The sequence below is a fragment of the Modestobacter marinus genome (genome assembly GCF_019799945.1).
Classification (GTDB): Bacteria; Actinomycetota; Actinomycetes; order Mycobacteriales; family Geodermatophilaceae; genus Modestobacter; species Modestobacter marinus_B.
Window position 1 is genome coordinate 24,173 of record NZ_JABGCH010000015.1, and the last position, 20,599, is coordinate 44,771.

Genomic DNA, 20,599 nt, shown 5'->3' on the forward strand with positions numbered 1-20,599 from the left:
ACGCCAGCATCCATGGACACGGAGGCCAAATCGACTGAATCGGCAGGCGTAAGTAGACGAAGTACTACCTGTTCAGCATCTCCAGTTCACAAGTGACACTGCTGTCACTTCGTCACCGTTCGACGACGATCCGACGGCTGATCGTCCACCCGGTAGGAGGGGTCACGGGCGGCGTGGCCGGCTCGGGTCAGGAGTGCCGGGTGGGACGCCGCGCGCCGGACACGACCGCGGCGGGCCGTTCAACTGCCCGATCGGCGCAGCTGCGCGACGTAGAGTCGCGCCGACCACGCCGCTGGACGACGGGCCACCTGCGACGCACCGACGTCAGCACCCGACGTCGGCTCCCCGACGTGAGGAACCTCCGTGAACAGACCAGACGACGCGCACGACCGGCAGGGCACCTCGCGTGCGCTGCCGCCGCGCCTGGACCCGCGCCTGGGCCGGGGGTCGTCCGCCGCGCCGGCGGCCCCTGCCGCGACCGGGTCCGCCCGCGGGCGCCGGCTGGCCTGGACCGGTCGGGTCGTGGCCGCGGTGCTGTCGCTCACCCTGCTGGTCGCCAGCGGCTGGGGCTGGCACCTCGGCCGGGTCGCCGAGGCCGGGGTGAACCGCACCGACGCCATCCCCACGGAGGGCAACACGCAGGTGGTCTCCACCGGCGAGGCGATGAACCTGCTCCTGGTGGGCAACGACAGCCGGGCCTCCCTCACCGAGGAGCAGCTCGCCGAGCTGAACGCCGGCGCCGACTCCGGCTCCAACACCGACACGATGATCCTGGTGCACGTCCCCGCCGACGGGTCGAAGGCGTCGTTCGTCTCCTTCCCGCGTGACTCCTACGTGCAGATCCCCGGCTACGGCTGGGACAAGCTGAACGCCGCCTACGCGTACGGCAGCGAGGACGTCCCCGACACCGCCTCGGCGGAGGCCAAGAGCGCCGCGGGCGCGCGGCTCCTGGTGCAGACGATCAGCCAGCTGACCGGGCTGCGCATCGACCACTACGCCGAGGTGGACCTGCTGGGCTTCTTCGAGCTCAGCAGCGTGGTGGGCGGTGTCGAGGTGAACCTCTGCAACGCCGTGGACGACTCCTTCTACTCCGGCGCGGTCTTCCCGGCCGGGGTGCAGACCATCAGCGGCGCCGACGCGCTGGAGTTCGTCCGCCAGCGGCACGGGCTGCCCCGCGGCGACTTCGACCGCATCATCCGCCAGCAGGTCTTCATCGCCGGCGTGCTGCGCAAGATGCTCTCCGACGACGTCCTGCTCGACATGGGCAAGCAGCGCGAGCTGGTGCAGGCCGCCGCCCAGTCGCTCACCGTCGACCAGTCGCTGAACCTGCTCCGGCTCGCCCAGCAGATGCAGTCGGTGACCGCCGGCAGCATCGACTTCCAGACGGTCCCCTACGTCGGGGACGACGAGGACGAGGAGGGCCGCTACATCCTCCGGCTCGAGGACGAGGACGCCCTGCACGCCTTCTTCGCCGACCTGTCCGCCGAGGGCGAGGAGGCCGCGCCCGTCACCACCGCCGCCCCGGAGACGGTCGCCGCGGCCGACGTGTCGGTCGAGGTCCTCAACGGCTCGGGCACCCCCGGGCTGGCCGCGGGCGCCGCCACCTCCCTGGAGCAGGCCGGCTTCGGGGTGACCGGGACCGGCAACGCCGACTCCGCGGACTACGACGTGACCGAGATCCGCTACGCGCCCGGCGACGAGGCCCTGGCCACGACGCTGGCGGCCGCGGTCCCCGGCGCGACGACCACCCAGCTGGACACCGCGACCAGCGGCACCGTGCAGCTGGTGCTCGGCTCGGACTTCAACGGGGTCGGGCAGCCGGTCACCGCTCAGCCGCCGGCGCCCACCACCGAGGGCGAGGACCCGCGCACCGCGGCGGACACCAGCTGCATCAACTGAGCGCGCGGCGGACCGCCACCGCGACCGCCGAGCCCAGCGCGGCGCCGGAGAGGACGTCGCTCGGGTAGTGCACCCCGAGCAGCACCCGCGAGACGAGCATCGCGCCGAGGACCGTCCCCATCAGGGGGCGGCCGAGCATCGGCGCGAAGCCGACGGCCGCGGCGGCGGTGGAGCAGCTGTGCGCGCTCGGGAAGGACAGCCGGCTGGGCGTGGCCACCAGCGGCGGGACGTCCTGGAGGTCCGGCCGGACCCGGCGGACGACGCGCTTCACCACCACACCGGCGGCGTGGGCGGCGAACACCCCGGCCGTCCCGGCCACCCACTCCGGCCGGCGGCGCCCGCCCGCCCAGCCGGCCGCGCCCAGCGCCAGCCAGCCGACCGCGTGCTCGCCGAAGTGCGACAGGGCCCGGGCGGCCGGCACCGCGGGGGTCTCCCCCAGCGCTCGCCGGGTGGCACGCAGGAGCGTGTGGTCGAGGCGGGTCAGCGGGGACCCGGGGGTGGCGGTCATCGACGCGGAACTGTAGCGACGCCCTCGGGCCGCCCGGCCGGCCGCGCCGGGCAGCTGCCAGGCTGGAGCCGTGCCCCATCCCGCCGCCCTGCTCGAGGCCGCGCTGCGCCGCGATGCCGCGAGCCCGCTGATCACGTTCTACGACGACGTCTCCGGTGAGCGCACGGAGCTCTCCGGCACCACGCTCGCCAACTGGGTGGCCAAGACGGCCAACCTGCTGCAGGACGAGTTCGACGTGGGGCCGGGCAGCACCGTCGCGGTCGCGCTGCCGGTCCACTGGCAGACCGCCGCCGTCCTGCTGGGCGTGTGGAGCTGCGGAGCCGCCGTGCTGGACACCGCGGCCGAGGACGACGGCCGGCTCGCCGCCGTCGACGTGGTGCTCGCCGCGCAGGACCGGCTGCCCGCGCTCGAGGAGCAGGACCTGCCCGACCTGATGGGACTCTCGCTGCACCCGCTGGGCATGGGCATGGCCGGCTACGCGGGCCCGGCGCGGGACTTCGCGCTGGAGGTGCGCGTGCACGGGGACACCTTCACGCCGTGGCAGCCGGTCGACCCGGCCGGCCCGGGGCTGCGGGCCGGCGCGCTCGAGCTGCCGCTGGGCGGCCTGGCGTCCGCGGCCACGGAGCTCGCCGGTCGGCTGGGCATCGAGGCCGGCGACCGGGTGCTGGTCGACGAGCGCGCCGCCACCGAGGCCGGACCCGTCGCGTGGCTGCTGGCACCGCTGGCGGCCGGCGCCTCGATCGTGCTGTCGCGGGCGACCCAGCCGGAGGCTCTCCTCCGGCGGGCGTCCGCGGAGCGGGTCACCGCTACGCTCGGGTTGACTCTCGACGGGGTGCGCGAGCTGGGCCGCCCCACATGATGACCGGCCAGCCGGCCAGCCCAGCCTGCGAGAAACGGTGGACACCTGCATGGACAAGGTCGTTGCCAGCGCCGGCGAGGCGGTGGCGGACATCCCGGACGGCGCCACGCTGTCCGTCGGCGGGTTCGGGTTGTGCGGGGTGCCGATCGCGTTGATCGACGCACTGCTGGAGCAGGGCGCGCGGAACCTCACCACGATCAGCAACAACTGCGGCGTGGACGACCAGGCGCTCGGCGTGCTGCTCTACGCCGGGCGGATCACCCGCACGATCAGCTCCTTCGTCGGCGGCAACAAGGAGCTGGCCCGGCTCTACCTGTCCGGGGAGCTCGAGGTGGAGCTCACCCCGCAGGGCACGCTGGCCGAGCGGCTGCGCGCCGGCGGCATCGGCGTCCCGGCGTTCTACACCCCCACCGGCGTCGGCACGATGGTCGCCGACGGCGGCATCCCGATCCGCTACGACGCCGAGGGCAACGTGGTGGAGACCAGCCGGCCCAAGGAGGTCCGAGAGTTCAGCGGCCGCCAGTACGTGCTGGAGACCGCGCTGACCGCCGACTTCGCGCTCGTGCGCGCCGCCAAGGGCGACCGGCACGGCAACCTGGTCTTCCGCGAGTCGGCGCGGAACTTCAACCCGCTGGCCGGCATGGCCGGGCGGATCACCCTCGCCGAGGTCGAGGAGCTCGTCGAGCCCGGCGAGATCACCCCCGAGGACGTGCACCTGCCCGGCGTGTTCGTGCAGCGCGTCGTCGTCGTGGGCCCCGAGGGCAAGAAGATCGAGAAGCGGACCACCCGTCCGCGCGCCGAGGCCGCCGCCCCGGCTGCCGCGGGCGACGAGGCGACGGAGGCGACGGCCTGATGGCACTGACCCGTGACGAGCTCGCGGCCCGCGTGGCCCTGGAGCTGATCGACGGCCAGTACGTCAACCTGGGCATCGGGATGCCCACGCTGGTGCCCAACTTCGTCCCCGACGACGTGCACGTGGTGCTGCACAGCGAGAACGGCATCCTCGGCGTCGGCCCCTACCCCTTCGAGGGCGAGGAGGACCCGGACCTGATCAACGCCGGCAAGGAGACCGTGACGATCCTGCCGGGGGCGAGCTACTTCGACTCCTCGCTGTCCTTCGGCATGATCCGCGGCGGCCACCTGGACCTCGCGATCCTCGGCGCGATGCAGGTCAACGCCCGCGGCGACCTGGCCAACTGGCTGATCCCCGGCAAGATGGTCAACGGCATGGGCGGGGCGATGGACCTCGTCGGCGGCGCCAAGCGGGTGATCGTGATGATGGAGCACGTCGCCCGCGACGGCTCCGCCAAGATCGTCGAGGAGTGCACCCTGCCGCTCACCGGCAAGGCGTGCGTGAACCAGGTCATCACCGACCTGGCCGTCATCGACGTCACCCCCGACGGCCTGGTGCTGCGCGAGGTCGCCCCGGGCGTGAGCGTCGACGAGGTCGTCAGCCGGACCGGTGCTCCGCTGCAGGTGGCCGACGACGTCCCGGAGATGCGCCTGCCGGCGGTTGCGTGACGTTCTCGGTCATCGCGCGGGACGCCGGCACCGGCGACCTGGGCATCGCGGTCAGCTCCTGCATCCTCGCCGTCGGCCGGGCGGTGCCCAACGTCCGGCCCGGCGTGGGCGTCGTCGCGGTGCAGGCCCGCAGCCGGCGCGGCCTGGGCGGGTCGCTGCTCACCGGGCTGGCCGAGGGCGTCATGCCGGAGGACCTCGTCCGGCGGGCCGCGCACGCCGCCGAGGACGTCGACCGGCAGATCGCCGTCCTGGACGCCGCCGGCCGGGTGGCCGCCGACACCGGGCGTGGGTCGCTGCCGGCCAGCGGCCACGTGCTCGGCGACGGGTTCAGCGTGCAGGGCAACATGCTGGCCTCGGCCGAGGTGCTGCCCGCGATGTCGCAGGCGTTCACCGCCACCGGCGGCACGCTCGCCGACCGGCTGCTCGCCGCCCTGACCGCCGGCCAGGACGCCGGCGGCGACCTGCGCGGCCGCCAGTCGGCGGCGCTGCAGGTGGTCAGCGGCAGCCCCGCCACCGACGAGGACGACGGTGTCCGGATCGACCTGCGGGTCGACGACTCCGGCGACCCGGTCGCCCAGCTGCGCATGCTGCGGAACCTTCAGCGCGCCTACGACGAGCGCGACTACGAGACCCTCGCCGTCTTCGCCCCCGAGGGTGCCCGCGACCTCTACGCCGCGCTGGCCGCGTCCCGCCGGGGCGACCGGGAGGCCGCCCGGAAGGCGCTGGAGGCGGTCCGGACGCGCCCGGGGTGGGCGACGTGGCTCGCCTCGATGGCCGGGGACTCGCGGCTCTCGGCGGTCTCCCGGCTGCTGGGCTGAACCCGGCGCCGGGTCACCGCAGCGCGCAGGTCTCGTCCGCCCGCGCCTCCTCCAGCGGCACCAGCTCGATCTCGTAGACGGTCGCGCCGTCCCGCTCGTAGACCGGGCGCAGGGACTCGACGTCCGACAGGTCGTGGAACCCCTCGTTGGGGCTCGGCGTCCCCAGGACCGTGGTCGTCGAGGAGTAGACGTAGCGGACGCCGAGCTCCTCGACCGCCCCGCGCACGTCCTCGTCGGAGTCCAGGCAGTTCAGCCCGTCGACCAGCAGCTGCCGGGACCCCGGCAGCGGCGGGCTGACCGGGTCGGTCAGCGCGGCGCCGAACACCGGCCGGACGCCGGCGAGCGCCCACATCCACGGCGAGCCGTCGTTCGGGTCGTTCAGCACCGGCGCCCCGTCGGCGACCTCGGCCAGGAAGTCGAACGCCACGACGTCGGCCGGCCCGACCGAGCCGCCGCCCTCCGGGACGTAGGCCAGCCGCAGCCGCTCGACGTTGTCCTGCACGTAGAAGCCCTTGCTCAGCACCCCCACGACCAGCACGACCAGCGCGAGGGCGCCGACGGCGACGAGGCCGCGGGGGGCCACCGCCCGGTCGCGACCGCGGGCGGCCACCCGGCTCAGCCGGCCGGCGAGCAGGTCCCCGATCCGGACGACCCCGACCGCGGCGAACACCGCGAGGAACAGGAACACCAGCGCCGCGAAACGGAAGCGGTCGTTCCACCAGGGGCCGGTCAGCACCGAGACGACCCGCCCCTCGTAGGCGGCCGCCAGCACGCACAGCCCGGCGAACACCACCGTCCCGCCGTACCACCAGCGCAGGGCGGGGACCCGCCAGCCGAGCGCGAGCCCGAGCAGCGCCGGGACGGCCAGCCACACCTGCGGGTAGTCGGTGCCGTAGTTGTAGAGCAGCAGCTCGCCGACGGCCTGGCCGGGTGACTGGGCCACCGGCCAGTCGACGATCGTCCCGCCGCCGGAGTCGAGGAGGGCCTTGCCGATCAGCGGCAGGGCGACCACCGCGGCCAGCACCGCCGCGCAGCCGAGGACCACCACGTCCCGGGCGGCGTCCGCCGGCCGGGACACCCAGCGGGAGACGAGCAGGAAGACCGCGGCCAGCACGGCGGCCATGGCCGCGCTCGGGTGGACCAGCGCCAGCCCGGCAGCGGCCAGGCCCAGCAGCACGACGCCGACCACCGACCGCTCGCGCAGGCAGGAGTGGAGCAGGACCAGGAACGCCGGGATCAGGGCGACGCCGAACGCGAAGACCCAGATCGGCCCGTGCCAGATCGGGTCCATCGGGTACCCCGTCGTCGCCGAGAGGAGCACGGGCGCGACGGCGGCCTCCCGGACCAGGCCCAGTGCCCGCAGCAGCGCCACCAGCCCCACCCCGGCGATCAGCGGGATGCACGCCATCAGCGCGTTGATGCTGGTGACGGTGTCGCCGTGGAGCTGGGCGACGAGCGAGGCGATGGCGTGCAGCGCGTCCGGGTAGACCGACGCGCCCTCGGGGTACCCGTTGAGCAGGCTGGCGACCGAGGGGCTGGCGTTCCCGGTGCTGGTGATCGCCTCGACGGCGTTGACGTGGAAGAGGGCGTCGAACCCCTGGTTGGGCACCCGGAAGCTCCCGGTCCCGCGCCCCACCACCAGGAAGCCGACGACGCCGCCGACCGCGACGCCCACCAGGGTCAGCGCCGACCACAGCCGCGCGTGCTCCGGCGCAGCCGGCTCGTCCCGGTCCGGGCCCGCCGGCTCGCGGCGCCGGGCCGACCAGACCCCGAGGAGCGCCGCCAGGACCAGCAGCCCGGCGGTCACCGCGCCGGCCGCCAGCGGCGTCCAGCGCAGACCGGCCGCGGACGACACCACGATCGCGAGCACGACCAGCGCGGCGGTGAGCAGCGGCGCGACGCCGAGGCCCGCCCATCCCCTGATCCGGAACGCGAGTGCGAGCAGGAGTCCGGGTGCGAAGACCAGCAGCACCGCGACGGTGAGAGTCAGGAGCGCGTACAGGTGGTGCCGCCGTCCAGAGAGTCGGCTCCGCGGTGTCGCGGACGGGTCACCCTCAGACTAGGACAGGGCCCGGGCCGGACGGCCGGGGACGACGGACTCCCCCGGCGCACCGACCCCACCGTTCCCACGCACCACAACCGGCGCGTCAGCGCGTGAGGACACCCGCCACGACCAGCCCGAGCCACAGCGCGCCCAGCCCCAGCAGCACCCGGTCCCCGAGGACGACGTCCTCCGGCGCACCGGCCTGACCCCGGTCGACGTCGACCGCGTAGCGCAGGAGGCCGAGGACGAACGGTGCGATGGACGCGGTCTCCCAGGGGAAGCCGTCGTGCGCGGCGCGCAGCTCGAACGCCCACAGGCCGTACGCGGTGCAGGCCACCCCGGCCGACAGGCTCCAGACGAACCGCAGGTAGCTCGCCGAGTACTCGGCCAGCGACTTGCGCGTCTGGGCCACCTCGCCGACGGCGACCAGCTCGCCGTACCGCTTCCCCGCCACCATGAACAGCGCGCCGAACGCGGCCACCAGGAGGAACCACTGGGAGAGCGGGATGCCCGCCGCCGCGCCACCGGCCACCCCGCGCAGCAGGAAGCCGGAGGCCACCACCGCGAGGTCGATGACCGGCTGGTCCTTGAGGAAGTAGGAGTACGCCAGCGAGATCACCACGTAGGCGCCGAGGACGCCGGCGAGCTGCGGGCGGCTGAGCAGGGCGGCGGCGGCCAGGACGCCGGCCAGCAGCACCACGCCCACCACCACGGCCACGGGCACCGGCACGATCCCGGCGGCCACCGGTCGCCAGCGCTTTCGGGGGTGCCGGCGGTCCTCGGCGACGTCGTGGACGTCGTTGAGCAGGTAGATGCCGCTGGCGGCCAGGCAGAACAGCACGAAGGCCAGCGCCGTGGGCAGCAGCACGGCCGGCTGGGCGAGGGTGCCCGCGGCGAGGGGCGCGGCGAGGACGAGCACGTTCTTCAGCCACTGCCGTGGCCGCATCGTCCGGACGACGCCGCCGACGACCGCGGCCGGCGACCGCTGGGGATGCCCCTCCGCCACGCCGGTCTCCGGTCGCAGCGGGTGCTCGCCGTGCTGGTGCACCGGGGACCGCGCCGCCTCCGATGTCACCGATCGTCCTCCTCTGCCCTCGCGTCCACCGACGCGCGGCGGCCCGGGGCGCCGCTGCGCCCCGGGCCACGGTAGCGCCCGCACCGGTGGACGGGGTCCGGCCGGCGGCGCGGCACCGCCCGCCGGGGTCGGCCGATCACCGGGCGGGGCGGTCCCCCCAGCCCAGCGGCGGCGCCCAGCCACGGGTGGTGGTGGTCTCCGTCCTGAGCTCGTACCGCCCCTCGGGGTACGGGTGCTCGAACCGGTAGACGCCGACGTCCTGGACCTGCGGTGCCCCCGGGAGCCGGGTCGGGAGCGCGGTCACCGACGCCTCCCGCAGGACCGGGGCGTAGAGCCCGCCCCGGTCGACGAGCCAGGTCGCGTCCGCGAGCTGCGCCCCCATCGAGCCGCCGTAGAGGACGCCGTCCTGCACCGGCTCGGTGATGCCGTACTGGACCCGGGGCTGCTGCTGGCAGGGGAACAGCAGGGCGATCTGCCAGGCCACGGCCACCGGCTGGTCGCCGCCGAGGTGGGACTCGACGGAGACCCACGCGCGCAGCGAGGGCTCGGAGAAGGCGAGCCACCCGCCGACGTCGGTGGTCGAGTCGAGGGCGACCAGCCGGACGGCGTCGGCCCCGGCCTCCCCGGACACCTCGGGGTCCAGGGTGAGGGTCCGCCAGAACGGGGTGCTCTGCTCGTCGCCGAGCTCCTCCCGGGCGACCACCTGGACCCCGTCGGGGGTCGACCGGCCGTACTCGGCCACCAGGGCGTTGCCCCCGCCGAGGTTCCCGGCGGCGGTGAGCGCCACCGCCTCCCGGTCGGTGTCCAGCTCCGGCAGGGAGTACCAGCCGGTGAAGCTGGTCCCGGTCACCCCGTTGAACGTCGGCGGCAGGAGGCTGCCCCAGATCCGGCCCGCCGAGCCCGCCGGGGGCACCGCCGCGTACCAGCCGGCCCCCTCGGTGAAGACGCCGACGTCGCCGGCGGACTGCTCGTCCAGGGGCCGGCCCTCGTCGCCGAGCACCTCGAAGGCCCCCGACGCGTGGCAGTTCCGGGCCAGCGGGTCGCGCAGCGTGTCGCCCCACGGTGTCCACGACTCCTGGTCGGCCACCGCCGCGTACGCGAACGTGCCCACCAGGTAGGTGCCGCCCACGGCCAGCCCGACGGTCAGCACGACGGGCAGCGCCCGGGTCACCGCGACCGGCCAGGCGGAGTCGTCTCCGCGGCGGCGCGCCCGCCACCACATCACCACGGCGACCAGCACCAGGCCGGCGAGCCACGGGACCGGGCTCTTCAGCGGGATGCCGAGCGACGGCGGGACGTTCGCCTGCGGGACGCCGAGCATCCAGGACGACGGCCAGGCGTTCGACCCGGCGAAGGACAGCGCGACGGTGAGCACCACCGCCAGGGCGGCGAACAGCACGGTCGGCACCGGCAGGGACCGGCGGGCGTGCACCTGCCGGGTGGCCCGGACCAGCCCGCAGAGGAACAGGGTCACGAACACCGACCCCACGCCCACCAGGCTGCCGAAGTGGAAGGACCACTTGCTCGGGGTCAACCAGAGCAGCAGCAGGCTCAGGCCCAGGCTGACCGCCGACAGGTGCAGCAGCACCGGCAGCGGGCGGCCGCGCCCGCGCAGGGCGGCGGCCAGCACCAGCCAGCCCACCAGCGCCACGATCGCGATCAGCACCGGCAGCCGTTTGGCGTAGGCGCCCATGAAGTCCTGCTGCAGCAGCATCGTGTAGCGGGAGTACTCGTCGGTCCAGCCCAGCTGCGGCTGCGCCGCCAGGAAGATCTCCTGGCCGCGGATGAAGTCACGCAGCGTGCCGTCCCCGAACGCCAGCACGCTGGCGACCGCGCCGGGGGCCACGATCGCGACGACCCGGCCCAGGGTGGCCGGCAGCCGGCCGGTCCGGACCAGCCGGGCCATCGCCGGCAGCCCGGCCGCCAGCGGCGCGAGGGTGACGAAGCCGGTCGGGTGGCAGACGAAGCCGACCGCGGCGACCAGGACGGCGACGCCGTACCAGATCAGCCTCCGCCGGCGGACCGCCGTCACCACCGACAGCAGCGTGCCGGCGCCGGCCAGCGCGACCACCGCCTCCGGCCGGATGCCCATGTCGTAGGGCATCCACCAGACAAGGAAGACCAGGGCGAGCAGCGCGTGCCCGCCGAGCCGGGTCCACTGCCCCCGCCACGGGGCCACCGCGACCAGGCGGGCGGCCAGCACGTACGTGCCGAGGCCGGCCAGCAGGGCCGGCACCCGCAGCGCCGCCGGCGCGTCCCCCGCCACCTGCTGCCACCAGCCGAGCAGCCGGTAGAACCAGGTGAACGGGGTGAAGCTCTGGTTGAGCAGCTGGAAGTAGTTGCCCACGTAGCCCTCGAGCGGGGCGTTGCGGGCCATGGCGGCGTAGTAGCCGTCGTCCCCGGTCATCGGCGTCAGGAGCGTCCAGAGGAGCAGCACGGCCACGACGACGAGGTCGACTCCCCGGCGCAGCCAGAAGGCCACGCCCCAGCTCCGCCGTCGTCGGGGCCGCCGGGACCGCGTGCCCGCCCGCCACAGCCACACGAGCGTGAGGACCGCCCCGCCCAGGCAGACCGCGACGAGGCCGACCTTCAGCCCCGTGGGGCTGGTGGCGAACTGGTCGTCGACGCCGATGCGGACGCTCAGCTCCTCGTCGTCCGCCGCGGACAGCGACCCGAGCGAGGTGGCCAGCACGTCGATCCCGGGCAGCGCGGTGGCCCGCGCCCGGCCGACGACCTCGCCGTCCCGGCTGACCTCCAGGCCGCTGCCGTCGCCGTGCAGCGCGTAGGTGCACGCACCGGCCGGGACCGGCTCCTCGAGCAGCACCCGGTCCATCGACTCGATCCGCAGCACGCCCCCGCCGGCGGTGATCAGCAGGCCCTGGGTGCCGGCGACGGCCGCCCCGGGGCGGATCGTGGAGAACACGACGCCGTCCGCGGTCCCGGCCGCGGCCCGCAGCGCGCCGCAGCTCATCTCGACGTCGAGGGTCACCGGCTCCTGGGACGTGAGCACGAGCATGGTGGAGACCGGCTGCCCGGGGACCTCCGGCCAGGTGACCACGGGGGTGCTCATCTCGACCGGCGCGAACGGCAGCAGCACCGCGGCGACGATCGTGAGGGCGGCGACCAGCGGGCCCCACCAGGACGCGGTCCGACCGCGCCCGGGGAGCTCGTCCCGCGCGGGTCCCCCGGGCGACGGCGGGAGGTCCGGGACCGCCTCCTCGGCCGTTCCCGTCTGCGCCGCCACTCCGCCGGCCACCGGTCCTCTCATGTCGTCGCCGCGTCCCGGGTGCCCGGTGGACACGGGGATCGCCTCGTCCCGCACGGGGAGAGTCTGACGTGGCGGTCTTCCGCGCCCCCGCCCAACACCCCGACTACGGTCCCCTGGTGGTCATCTGGCGTCGGCGCGCGCACCGCTCGGCGCCGGTGGCGGACCGGCCCGACGCAGCACGCACGCGCGGCGTCACCGTGGGCTTGTCCTGGGTCGCGGTGTGCATCGTCGTCTCCGGCGTGCTCACCTACGGCTACCAGGCCCTGGTCGCCCGCGCGGTGCCCGTGGCGGACTACGGCTGGTTCGGCTCGTACTGGTCCCTCGCCCTGGTCATCGGCTTCGGCGCCTTCCTCCCCGTGGAGCTGGAGCTGGCGCGCCTGCTGCAGCAGCGGCCGGCCGGGGCGCGGCTGCCGGCCGGCACGCTGCGGACGGTCCTCGGGCTGACCGGTCTGAGCACGGGGTGCCTGCTGCTGGCCAGCCCGCGCCTGGTGGCGGCGCTCGGCGACGACGCGGCGTTCCTGCTGGCCCTGCTGTGCATCTGCGTCATCTCCGCCGGCCAGTTCCTGGTGCGCGGGTTGCTGCTGGGAACGGGCCGGCTGCGCACCCACGGCACGGTGCTGCTCGTCGACTCCGGTCTCCGGGTCGTCCTCGCCCTGACCCTGGCCCGGAGCGCGCCGGACGCCGACGGCGGCAGCTACGCCTGGACGCTGGTCGCCGCGATGGGCCTCGCCCACCTGCCGCTGCTGGGCTGGCTGCTGCTCCGCCGCCGCCCCGCCCCGCGCGAGCCCGGCGAGCGCGGCGACCCCGGCGCCGGCACGTTCGTCCGGGCGGTCGGCCACCTGCTGGTCGGGTCGCTGTGCGCCCAGGCGCTGCTGAACGCCGCCCCGGTGCTGATCACCGCGCTCGCCGCGCCGGGTGAGGAGGTGCGGGCCGCACAGTTCGTCGCGTCCTTCACCCTGGTCCGGCTGCCGCTGTTCGTCGCCGTGCCGCTGCAGAGCGCGATGATCCCGGCGCTCGTGCAGCTGCAGGCCGAGGAGGACGGCCGGCGGCTGGCCGGGCTGCTGCGCCGCGGGCTCGCCGCCGTCGTCCTGCTGGGGGCGGCCGCGGCCGCGATCGGGCTGTGGCTGGGGCCCTGGGTGGTCCGGCTCGTCTTCGGGGACGCCTACGCCCTGCCCGGCAGCGAGATCGCCGTCCTGGCCGTCGGCAGCGTGCTGCACCTGGGGCTGCTCGTCGCCGGCCAGGCGCTCCTGGCCGCCGGCCGGCACCGGGCCGTGGCGGCGGTCTGGATCGCCGGGCTGCTCGCCGCCTGCCTCTGCCTGCTGCTCGTCCCCGACCTCGTGCTGCGGGCCGCCCTCGCCTTCACCGGAGGATCGGGGGTCGCGCTCGCCTGCGCCGTCGTCGCCCTCCTGCGCCACCACGCGACCCGTGCGGAGGCCGTCGCCCGGGCATCGGCCACCGGACCGGAAGGACGGTCATGAGCACCGACCACGACCTGCTGATCGCGCTGAACTACTACGCGCCGTACGTCAGCGGACTCACCAACGTCGCCCGGGACGTCGCCGTCGGCCTGGCCGAGCGCGGCCACCGGGTGAAGGTGGTGACCAGCCGGCACGACCCGTCGCTGCCGGAGTCCGAGACGCTGGACGGCGTCGAGGTCGAGCGGACCCCGGTCGTCGCCCGGCTGGGCAAGGGGGTCATCAGCCCCGCCCTGGTGACCCGCACCGTCCGGGCGAGCCGGCGGGCCCGGCTGACCAACCTGCACCTGCCGATGCTGGAGGCGGGCGTGATCGCCGGCCGCTGCGCCTCCCCCGTCGCGCTGACGTACCACTGCGACGTGAGCCTGCCCCCGGGGGCGGTCAACGCCGTGCAGCGGACCGTCGTGGACGCGTCCAGCCGGCGGGCGATGCGGCACGCGCAGTCCGTCGTCGTCACCAGTGACGACTACGCGCGGCACAGCCGCCTCTGGCCGTCGATGGCCGGCCGGACGGTGGCGATCCCGCCGCCGTGCCACGAGCGCCCGGCGGGTGTCCCCCGGTTCCGCGACGGCGCGGGGCTGCACGTGGGCTTCCTCGGCCGGATCGTCGAGGAGAAGGGCCTGCAGTACCTGGTGCGCGGCTTCCAGGCGCTGGACGACCCCGACAGCCGGCTGGTCATCGGTGGGGACTTCGCGAAGGTGGCCGGCGGCTCGGTGGTGGACGAGATCCGCCGCCTGGTCGACGGCGACCCGCGGATCCGGTTGCTGGGCTTCCTGCCCGACGAGCAACTGGCGGACCTCTACGCCTCGCTCGACGTGTTCGCGCTGCCCTCGGTCAACGCGTTCGAGGCGTTCGGCATCGTGCAGGTCGAGGCGATGATGGCCGGCGTCCCCGCGCTGGCCAGCGACCTGCCCGGGGTGCGGGTGCCGGTGCAGGAGACCGGCTTCGGCCGGATCGTGACGCCGCGGGACGTCGACGGCATCGCCGCCGCGCTGCGCGAGCTGGCCGCGGCGGACCTGGACCGGCGCGCCGGTGCACAGCGGGCGCGGGAGCGGTTCGCCCTGGAGACGGTCCTCGACGCCTACGAGCGGCTGGTCACGGAGGCCTCCGCGGGGTGACGCCGCGCGCAGGAACGTCTGGCCCGGGACACGGCCGCGGGCCAGACTGCGGTCCCGTCCTCCTCGGAGCCAGCGATGCTGCGGACCCGGTTGTGCGACCTGCTGGACATCACGGTGCCGATCGTGGTGGCCCCTTTCGGCCCGTGGGACGAGACGCGGCTGGCCGTGGCGGCCTGCCGGGCCGGTGCCCTCGGCAGCCTGGGGACCGCCCTCCGCGGGCCGGCGGAGCTGCGCGCGCAGTGGGAGCGGGTGCGCGAGCAGACCGATCGCCCCTTCGCCGTCAACCACACCGGGCGCCCGTTCGACCCGGAGGCCTTCGCGGCCACCCTGGACTTCGCCCCGGCGCCGATCAGCTTCCACATGGGGATCCCCGCAGACCTCGTCGCCCGGGCCCACGACGCCGGCATCCGCTGGATCCAGTCCGTCGGGGACGTTCCCGCCGCGGAGGCCGCGCTCGCGGCGGGGGCGGACGTGCTGGTGGCCCAGGGCACCGAGGCCGGCGGCAACGCGGGCTGGGTGAGCAGCCTGGTGCTCGTGCCGGCCGTGGTCGACGTCGCCGGGACCGTGCCGGTGGTCGCCGCCGGCGGCATCGCCGACGGGCGCGGCCTGGCGGCCGCGCTCGTCCTCGGTGCGCAGGGCGTCAGCCTGGGCACCCGCTTCCTCGCGACCCCGGAGATGGCCGTCGACCAGGAGTGGAAGGACCGGGTGGTGGCGGCTGCCGCCACCGACGCGGTCAAGGTGCCGCACGCCGAGCGGGTCATGCCGCCGTTCACCCTCCCGCAGGTCGGGCAGCCCTACGCCCCCCGGGCGCTGCGGACCGAGCTGGTGTCCCGGCTGGAGCGGGCCCCGGAGACGGTCGACCCCGCCCGGGTGGGGCACGAGGTGCGCGCCCGGGTGCTGGCCGGTGGGGGCCATGACCTGCTGCCGTTCGCGGGCCAGTCCGTGCAGCTGGTGCACGACGTCGTCCCGGCCGGCGAGCTGATCTCGCGGCTGGTCGCGGAGGCCGAGGCGCTGCGGGCGGCGCAGCAGGCCGTCGTGCCGGCGGCCGGGAGCCGGGGGCGCCGGTACTCCGTGCCCGGGGACCTGGAGTGAGCGCCACGCCCATCGCCGAGGCCGGGCACGGGCAGGTCCGGCCGGCCGTCGCAGACCGCGGCGCCGGATCCCGCGCCGGGACGGGCCGCTCCCGGGCATAGTCCCTCCATGACCTGGGTCACACGTGCCGCCGCAGCCGGACTCTCCGCCCTCGCCGGGGTCGCCGCCCGCGACCTGCTGCAGCGCGAGCACACCCTGCTGCGCAACTTCCCGGTCCTCGGGCACGCCCGCTACCTGCTGGAGTCCGTCGGCCCGGAGCTGCGCCAGTACCTCGTGGCCGGCAACAACGAGGAGCGGCCGTTCACCCGCGACCAGCGCCGTTGGGTCTACGCCTCGGCGAAGAAGCAGAACAACTACTTCGGCTTCGGCACCGACAACGACCTCGAGTTCACCGCCGGCTACCCGGTGATCAACCACCGCACGTTCGGCCGGGCGGTGCCGACGACGCACGTCGAGGCCGGCCACGAGACGCCGCTGCCCAGCGCCAAGGTGCTCGGCGCCGCCCGCGGCCGCGCCCAGGCGTTCCGGCCCACGTCGGTGGTCAACATCTCGGCCATGAGCTTCGGCTCCCTGTCCGGGCGCGCGGTCGAGGCCCTCAACCGCGGGGCTGCGCTGGCCGGCTGTCTGCAGAACACCGGCGAGGGGGGTCTGTCGGTGCACCACCGCCACGGCGGTGAGCTGGTCTTCCAGATCGGGACGGCGTACTTCGGCTGCCGGGACGAGGACGGCCGCTTCGAGTTGGCCCGGCTGAAGGACCTGGTCGCCTCCGCACCCGTGCGTGCCTTGGAGGTCAAGCTCAGCCAGGGCGCCAAGCCCGGCCTCGGCGGCGTGTTGCCGGCCGCCAAGGTCTCGGCCGAGATCGCGGAGGCCCGCGGAGTGCGCGAGGGCGTCGACTGCATCAGCCCGTCGCGGCACGCCGAGTTCTCCGATCCCGACAGTCTGCTGGACTGGGTGGAGCTGCTGGCCGCGGAGACCGGGCTGCCGGTCGGCATCAAGTCCGCGGTGGGCGACATGGACTTCTGGCACGAGCTCACCGAGCTGATGGCGAGCACCGGACGCGGCGTCGACTTCGTGACGATCGACGGCGGGGAGGGCGGCACCGGCGCAGCGCCGCTGATCTTCACCGACTCGGTGTCCCTGCCGTTCCAGCTGGGCTTCGCCCGGGTCTACTCGACGTTCGCCCGGGCCGGGCTGCAGGAGCAGGTGACATTCATCGGTGGGGGCAAGCTCGGCCTGCCCGACAACGCCGTCGTCGCCTTCGCGCTCGGCTGCGACATGGTCAACGTCGCCCGCGAGGCGATGCTGGCGATCGGCTGCATCCAGGCGCAGAAGTGCCACACCGACACCTGCCCCACCGGGGTGGCGACCCAGAACCCCTGGCTGGCGCACGGTCTGGACCCGGCGCTGAAGTCGGTGCGGGCGGCGACCTACATCGGGACGCTGCGCCGGGACCTGCGCAAGGTCGCCGAGGCGTGCGGCGTGGAGCACCCCGGGTTGATCGACAGCTCCTCGGTGGAGATCCTCACCGGGCGGACCGCCTCCCGCCCGCTGGGCGAGGTCTACGAGTACGAGCCGGGTTGGGGGCTGCCGTCGGCGGCCGACCAGGCCGAGATCGTGCAGATCATGACCGAGCAGGCGCCGCAGGGCGGCAGCGCTCCGCCCTCACCCACCGCGGTCGGCTGAGCCGCGCCCCCGTCAGGCCAGGGCGCGGCGGCAGGCCGCGACGAGCTCCTCCCGGTGCCCGTCCAGCCAGAGCAGCCTGTTGTCCTCCAGGCGGATCTTGGCGTGGTCGTTGTCCGACAGCTGCTCCCCCGCCCGGGCCCGGTTGATCCGGCCGAGGGCCCGCTTGAGCCGCTTGGCCTCCGCGAGCAGCGGCAGCGCCTCCGCCTCGGCCGGCGCGGTGCGGACCTCCGCACGGTAGGCCGCCAGGACGGCGGTCACGCGGTCGAGGTCGAGCGCGACCTTGTGGTCCTCGTCGCCGAGGCGGGTGTAGACCTTGCCGACGTCGTGGACGGCGACCGCGAGGTCCAGCACCCGCACGTCGGCGTGCGCACTGTCGAAGTCCAGGACGCCGACCACCCGCTCGCCGTCGAAGAGCAGGCTCCCCCGCCGGGCGCCGCCGTGCACGACCACCCGGGGCAGCTCCGGCAGCAGCGCGGTCAGCCTGCCGACCACGTCCACCGCCCGGGCCTGCAGCGCCGGGTCGACGTCCGGCCGCGCGGCCCGCAGCCGCAGCTCGGCGAGCGCCGGCGGCTCGGCCATCACCGCGGGCAGGTCGGCCACGAGCCGGTGATAGCGCCCCAGCACCTGACCGAGGGCCCGCAGGTGCGCCCGGGAACCGTCGTCGAACGGCGTCCCGGCGATGCCGCGGGTGACCACCCACCACCGCCCCTGCACCTGGACGTGGTCGGCGCCGGCCCGGGTGGGGACCACCTCGGGGGCGGGGAAGCCGCGACTCCGGAGCAGCCGCATGAGCTCGAGCTGGGCGACGAGCTCCTCCTCCGACTTCGTCCGGGGGGAGCGCCGGAGGTAGTGGACACCGTCCCCGGTGACGAGGCGCAGGTGCTCGTTCTTGCCCCCGAGCACCCGGTCGACCGACTGCCAGCCGCCCAGTGGCCACAGGTCCGCGAGCTCGGGGAGCGGCAGCGGCTCCCCACTGCGGTCCAGCAGGGGCGCAGTCGCCGCCGTCACGCCCCAGCCCGCCCCGACACGACCCGGTCGAACTCGTCGCGGTAGAGCCCGAACTCGGCGTTCCCGCCGTCCGCCCAGTCGGCCTCCCCGGTCTTGATCTTGCGGTTGAGGCTGTGGAAGACGTAGCGCGCCCAGTGGAAGCGCAGGTTCACCAGCGGCCGGTCGCCCCGGGCCGTCCGGTAGGCGTCGAGGAAGGCGGCGCACGGCTCGTCCGCCCGCCCGACGTCACCGGTGGCCGAGTGCACGCCCAGGCGCAGCCGGTGGAGGAACTCCGCCACGTCCCGCGCGGGGTCGGCCGGGGCGCTGCGGTCCAGGTCGATGACCGTCACGACGTCCTCGGTGAGGAAGACGTGGATCGGCCGGTACTGCCCGTGGCTCTGGGACCGGACGTCGTCCACGGTGTCCCGGGTCAGGACGTCCAGGCGCTCGAGCATGCCCAGGGCGGCGTCGACGTAGCCGGGGTGGTCGGCGGCCACCTTGGCCAGGCGCTTGGCGAGGCTGGTGAGCTCCCCGGTGACCAGGAGGGACTGCGGCGCGCCGATGCGCAGCTCCGAGCCGTGCAGCCGGGCCAGCCACGACCCGGCTCGGGCGCACGCCCCGGCGAGCTGCTCGCCGGGGCCGCCGAGCAGCTCCGACAGCGGCCGACCGGGCGCTCCGCGGCACAGGAGGACCTTCTCCTCCCCGTACCAGGCGAGGGGCTCGACGGCCTGGTACGGAGAACCGGCCCCGAGACCGGCGGCACGCAGGGCCTGCAGCTTCTCGTGGACGGCGGGACCGTCGTCGAAGGGGAACAGCTTGGCGAAGACGGGGGCGCCGCCGTCGAGCTCCATCTGCACGGTGGCGGCCCCGGTGCCGTCCAGCTGGATCACCTTGGTCGTCCACGTCCCACCGGTGGCCGGTGTGTCGGGGCCCAGGTGGGGGCGGACGTACCGGTCGAGGAACTCCGGGGTGCAGACCTGTTCGGCGCGGCCGACCTGGTGCTCCTTGACCTGGCGGCTCTGGGTGCGGCTCTCGGTGCGGTTCATGCGTACTCCGTCAGGGTGAAGGGGTTGTCGGTGAGCCAGCGCACGCGGGCGCACTCGCGCTCCAGGACCAGCGAGAACTTGACCGCGTCCTTGGCCTGCTGCGGGATCATCGCCTGCTTCGTCAGCAGGTTGTCGCACTTCTTGACGATCTTGACCAGCCGCTGGGCCTCGAAGACCTCCGGCATGGCGGCGAGGTCCGCCTCCGCCAGGGGGGCCTGGCTGCGGTAGTGCTGGAGGAAGGCGCGACACCGGTCCGGGTCGATGCCGACCACGGAACGGCGGAGCTCCCCCGAGCGGCAGAACGCCTTCAGCGCGTAGGCCAGGTCCAGGCCCAGCAGGTCGTCCCCGGCCCGGTCGAGGTCGAGGACCGCGGTCAGCCGGCCCTCGCCCAGCAGCACCGCGGACTGGCCGTAGGACCCGTGGATGACCAGAGCCGTGAGGGTGTCCTGGCGCTCCCCGAGCTCGGTGCTGAGCCGCTCCATCCGGTCGGCCAGGTACCGGGCGTCCGCGCGCAGCACCGTGCCGGCGTCGGGGGACAGCAGCGGCGCGACGACCTCGACCGCGGAGTACAGGTTCTCCCGCCCCGACGGTCCGAGGGAGGCCAGCGCCGAGGAGCCCTTCCGCTCGGCCGGGACCGTCAGCTCGGAGACGAGGGCGTGGTAGCGGCCGAGGCCGTGGGCCACCGCCACCAGGTGCGCGGGGTCGTCGGGGTCGTAGCCGGAACCGGGCATCAGGCGCATCACCATGTGCAGGACGCCCTCGACCTGCACCAGGATTGCGCCGTCCCGGGTGCGGACCACGGGTGGGGCGGGATAGCCGTGCCCGCGCAGGTGGTCGATGAGGGCGCACTCGAACTCCGCCCCCGCCACCGTCTTCAGGTTGTGCGAGCGGCGCAGCACGACGTCGCCGGCGTCCGTACGGACGAACCAGCTGGTGTTGGACGACCCCTTCTCCGTGCGACGCCAGGAGCGCCAGCGGCCCAGGTCGTAGGCGTCCTCCAGCACGGCGAACAGGCCGTCCTCGTCGATCGCCGTGATCGGCAGCCGGCCTCCCTGGCGGTACACCGAGCTGCGCAAGAGCAGGTGGTCGGTAGGGTCGGCGACCGGCTCGGCGACCTCGGAGAGGACCGCGAGGACACCGTGGGCGGATCCGGTCGTGATGACCACCGGATCGCTCGGTGCAGGCTCCAACTCGTGCTGTGTCACG

At 74.9% G+C, this 20,599-nt stretch carries 16 protein-coding genes; 9 read left to right on the forward strand and 7 right to left on the reverse strand.

Annotated features, from left to right (window positions below):
• Positions 1–363: 363 nt before the first annotated feature.
• Positions 364–1,899 carry an LCP family protein gene (locus HK417_RS13525; protein WP_222267281.1) on the forward strand — a complete coding sequence of 512 codons (1,536 nt, stop codon included), beginning with the start codon at positions 364–366 and terminating at the stop codon, positions 1,897–1,899.
• Here HK417_RS13525 and HK417_RS13530 read toward each other — a convergent pair.
• Complete coding sequence (locus HK417_RS13530) at positions 1,892–2,407, reverse strand: phosphatase PAP2 family protein (RefSeq protein ID WP_222267282.1); 516 nt, start codon at positions 2,405–2,407, stop codon at positions 1,892–1,894. The genes HK417_RS13525 and HK417_RS13530 overlap by 8 nt on opposite strands.
• Before the next feature lie 70 nt (positions 2,408–2,477).
• Between HK417_RS13530 and HK417_RS13535 the strand changes: the two genes are divergently transcribed.
• The 4 genes from HK417_RS13535 to HK417_RS13550 are packed head-to-tail and all read left to right on the forward strand — an operon-like array spanning position 2,478 to position 5,605.
• A complete protein-coding gene (locus HK417_RS13535) occupies positions 2,478–3,266 on the forward strand; it encodes a TIGR03089 family protein (protein WP_222267283.1) in 789 nt (262 codons plus the stop codon).
• A 49-nt stretch (positions 3,267–3,315) separates the two neighbouring features.
• Positions 3,316–4,119, forward strand: coding sequence for a CoA transferase subunit A (locus HK417_RS13540; protein WP_222267284.1), 804 nt, complete (start codon positions 3,316–3,318; stop codon positions 4,117–4,119).
• Positions 4,119–4,787 (forward strand): CoA transferase subunit B, encoded by a 669-nt coding sequence (locus tag HK417_RS13545; RefSeq protein WP_222267285.1) that lies wholly within the window; start codon positions 4,119–4,121, stop codon positions 4,785–4,787. The genes HK417_RS13540 and HK417_RS13545 overlap by 1 nt, the downstream gene beginning before the upstream one ends.
• Positions 4,784–5,605, forward strand: a complete 822-nt coding sequence (locus HK417_RS13550) for a DUF1028 domain-containing protein (protein ID WP_222267286.1) — start codon at positions 4,784–4,786, stop codon at positions 5,603–5,605. The genes HK417_RS13545 and HK417_RS13550 overlap by 4 nt, the downstream gene beginning before the upstream one ends.
• Positions 5,606–5,618: 13 nt before the next feature.
• Here the strand turns inward: HK417_RS13550 and HK417_RS13555 are convergent, their stop codons facing one another.
• From HK417_RS13555 to HK417_RS13565, 3 genes are all read right to left on the reverse strand, one after another.
• Complete coding sequence (locus tag HK417_RS13555) at positions 5,619–7,577, reverse strand: DUF6541 family protein (protein ID WP_222267288.1); 1,959 nt, start codon at positions 7,575–7,577, stop codon at positions 5,619–5,621.
• A gap of 175 nt (positions 7,578–7,752) precedes the next feature.
• Entirely contained in the window at positions 7,753–8,724 is a 972-nt protein-coding gene (locus HK417_RS13560; protein WP_308123570.1) for a decaprenyl-phosphate phosphoribosyltransferase, read from the reverse strand.
• Positions 8,725–8,860: 136 nt separating this feature from the next.
• A complete protein-coding gene (locus HK417_RS13565; protein WP_222267289.1) occupies positions 8,861–12,046 on the reverse strand; it encodes an arabinosyltransferase domain-containing protein in 3,186 nt (1,061 codons plus the stop codon).
• 62 nt (positions 12,047–12,108) lie between these two features.
• Between HK417_RS13565 and HK417_RS13570 the strand changes: the two genes are divergently transcribed.
• The 4 genes from HK417_RS13570 to HK417_RS13585 all read left to right on the forward strand — a co-directional run bounded on the left by HK417_RS13570 (position 12,109) and on the right by HK417_RS13585 (position 17,360).
• Complete coding sequence (locus tag HK417_RS13570) at positions 12,109–13,470, forward strand: lipopolysaccharide biosynthesis protein (protein ID WP_222267291.1); 1,362 nt, start codon at positions 12,109–12,111, stop codon at positions 13,468–13,470.
• Positions 13,467–14,585 carry a glycosyltransferase family 4 protein gene (locus HK417_RS13575; protein WP_222267293.1) on the forward strand — a complete coding sequence of 373 codons (1,119 nt, stop codon included), beginning with the start codon at positions 13,467–13,469 and terminating at the stop codon, positions 14,583–14,585. Before HK417_RS13570 ends, HK417_RS13575 begins: the two co-directional genes overlap by 4 nt.
• Before the next feature lie 75 nt (positions 14,586–14,660).
• The gene (locus tag HK417_RS13580; protein WP_222267295.1) at positions 14,661–15,677 is read left to right on the forward strand and encodes an NAD(P)H-dependent flavin oxidoreductase; all 1,017 of its coding nucleotides are present in this window, start codon (positions 14,661–14,663) and stop codon (positions 15,675–15,677) included.
• A 108-nt stretch (positions 15,678–15,785) separates the two neighbouring features.
• On the forward strand, positions 15,786–17,360 hold the full coding sequence (locus HK417_RS13585; RefSeq protein WP_222267297.1) for an FMN-binding glutamate synthase family protein: 1,575 nt from the start codon (positions 15,786–15,788) through the stop codon (positions 17,358–17,360).
• Positions 17,361–17,372: 12 nt separating this feature from the next.
• On the opposite strand, the gene HK417_RS13590 is transcribed toward HK417_RS13585, so the two are convergent.
• The 3 genes from HK417_RS13590 to HK417_RS13600 are packed head-to-tail and all read right to left on the reverse strand — an operon-like array spanning position 17,373 to position 20,598.
• Positions 17,373–18,368 carry a phosphotransferase enzyme family protein gene (locus HK417_RS13590; RefSeq protein ID WP_222267299.1) on the reverse strand — a complete coding sequence of 332 codons (996 nt, stop codon included), beginning with the start codon at positions 18,366–18,368 and terminating at the stop codon, positions 17,373–17,375.
• A complete protein-coding gene (locus tag HK417_RS13595) occupies positions 18,365–19,393 on the reverse strand; it encodes a phosphotransferase family protein (protein WP_222267301.1) in 1,029 nt (342 codons plus the stop codon). The genes HK417_RS13590 and HK417_RS13595 overlap by 4 nt, the downstream gene beginning before the upstream one ends.
• Positions 19,390–20,598 carry a phosphotransferase gene (locus HK417_RS13600; protein ID WP_222267303.1) on the reverse strand — a complete coding sequence of 403 codons (1,209 nt, stop codon included), beginning with the start codon at positions 20,596–20,598 and terminating at the stop codon, positions 19,390–19,392. The genes HK417_RS13595 and HK417_RS13600 overlap by 4 nt, the downstream gene beginning before the upstream one ends.
• Between the last annotated feature and the right edge of the window lies 1 nt (position 20,599).

Bases quoted from the DNA above. Each gene is read 5' to 3' on its own strand.
- HK417_RS13595 (WP_222267301.1), bottom strand. From the start codon at position 19,393: ATGAACCGCACCGAGAGCCGCACCCAGAGCCGCCAGGTCAAGGAGCAC.
- HK417_RS13545 (WP_222267285.1), top strand. From the start codon at position 4,119: ATGGCACTGACCCGTGACGAGCTCGCGGCCCGCGTGGCCCTGGAGCTG.
- HK417_RS13585 (WP_222267297.1), top strand. From the start codon at position 15,786: ATGACCTGGGTCACACGTGCCGCCGCAGCCGGACTCTCCGCCCTCGCC.
- HK417_RS13540 (WP_222267284.1), top strand. From the start codon at position 3,316: ATGGACAAGGTCGTTGCCAGCGCCGGCGAGGCGGTGGCGGACATCCCG.
- HK417_RS13580 (WP_222267295.1), top strand. From the start codon at position 14,661: ATGCTGCGGACCCGGTTGTGCGACCTGCTGGACATCACGGTGCCGATC.
- HK417_RS13530 (WP_222267282.1), bottom strand. From the start codon at position 2,407: ATGACCGCCACCCCCGGGTCCCCGCTGACCCGCCTCGACCACACGCTC.
- HK417_RS13575 (WP_222267293.1), top strand. From the start codon at position 13,467: ATGAGCACCGACCACGACCTGCTGATCGCGCTGAACTACTACGCGCCG.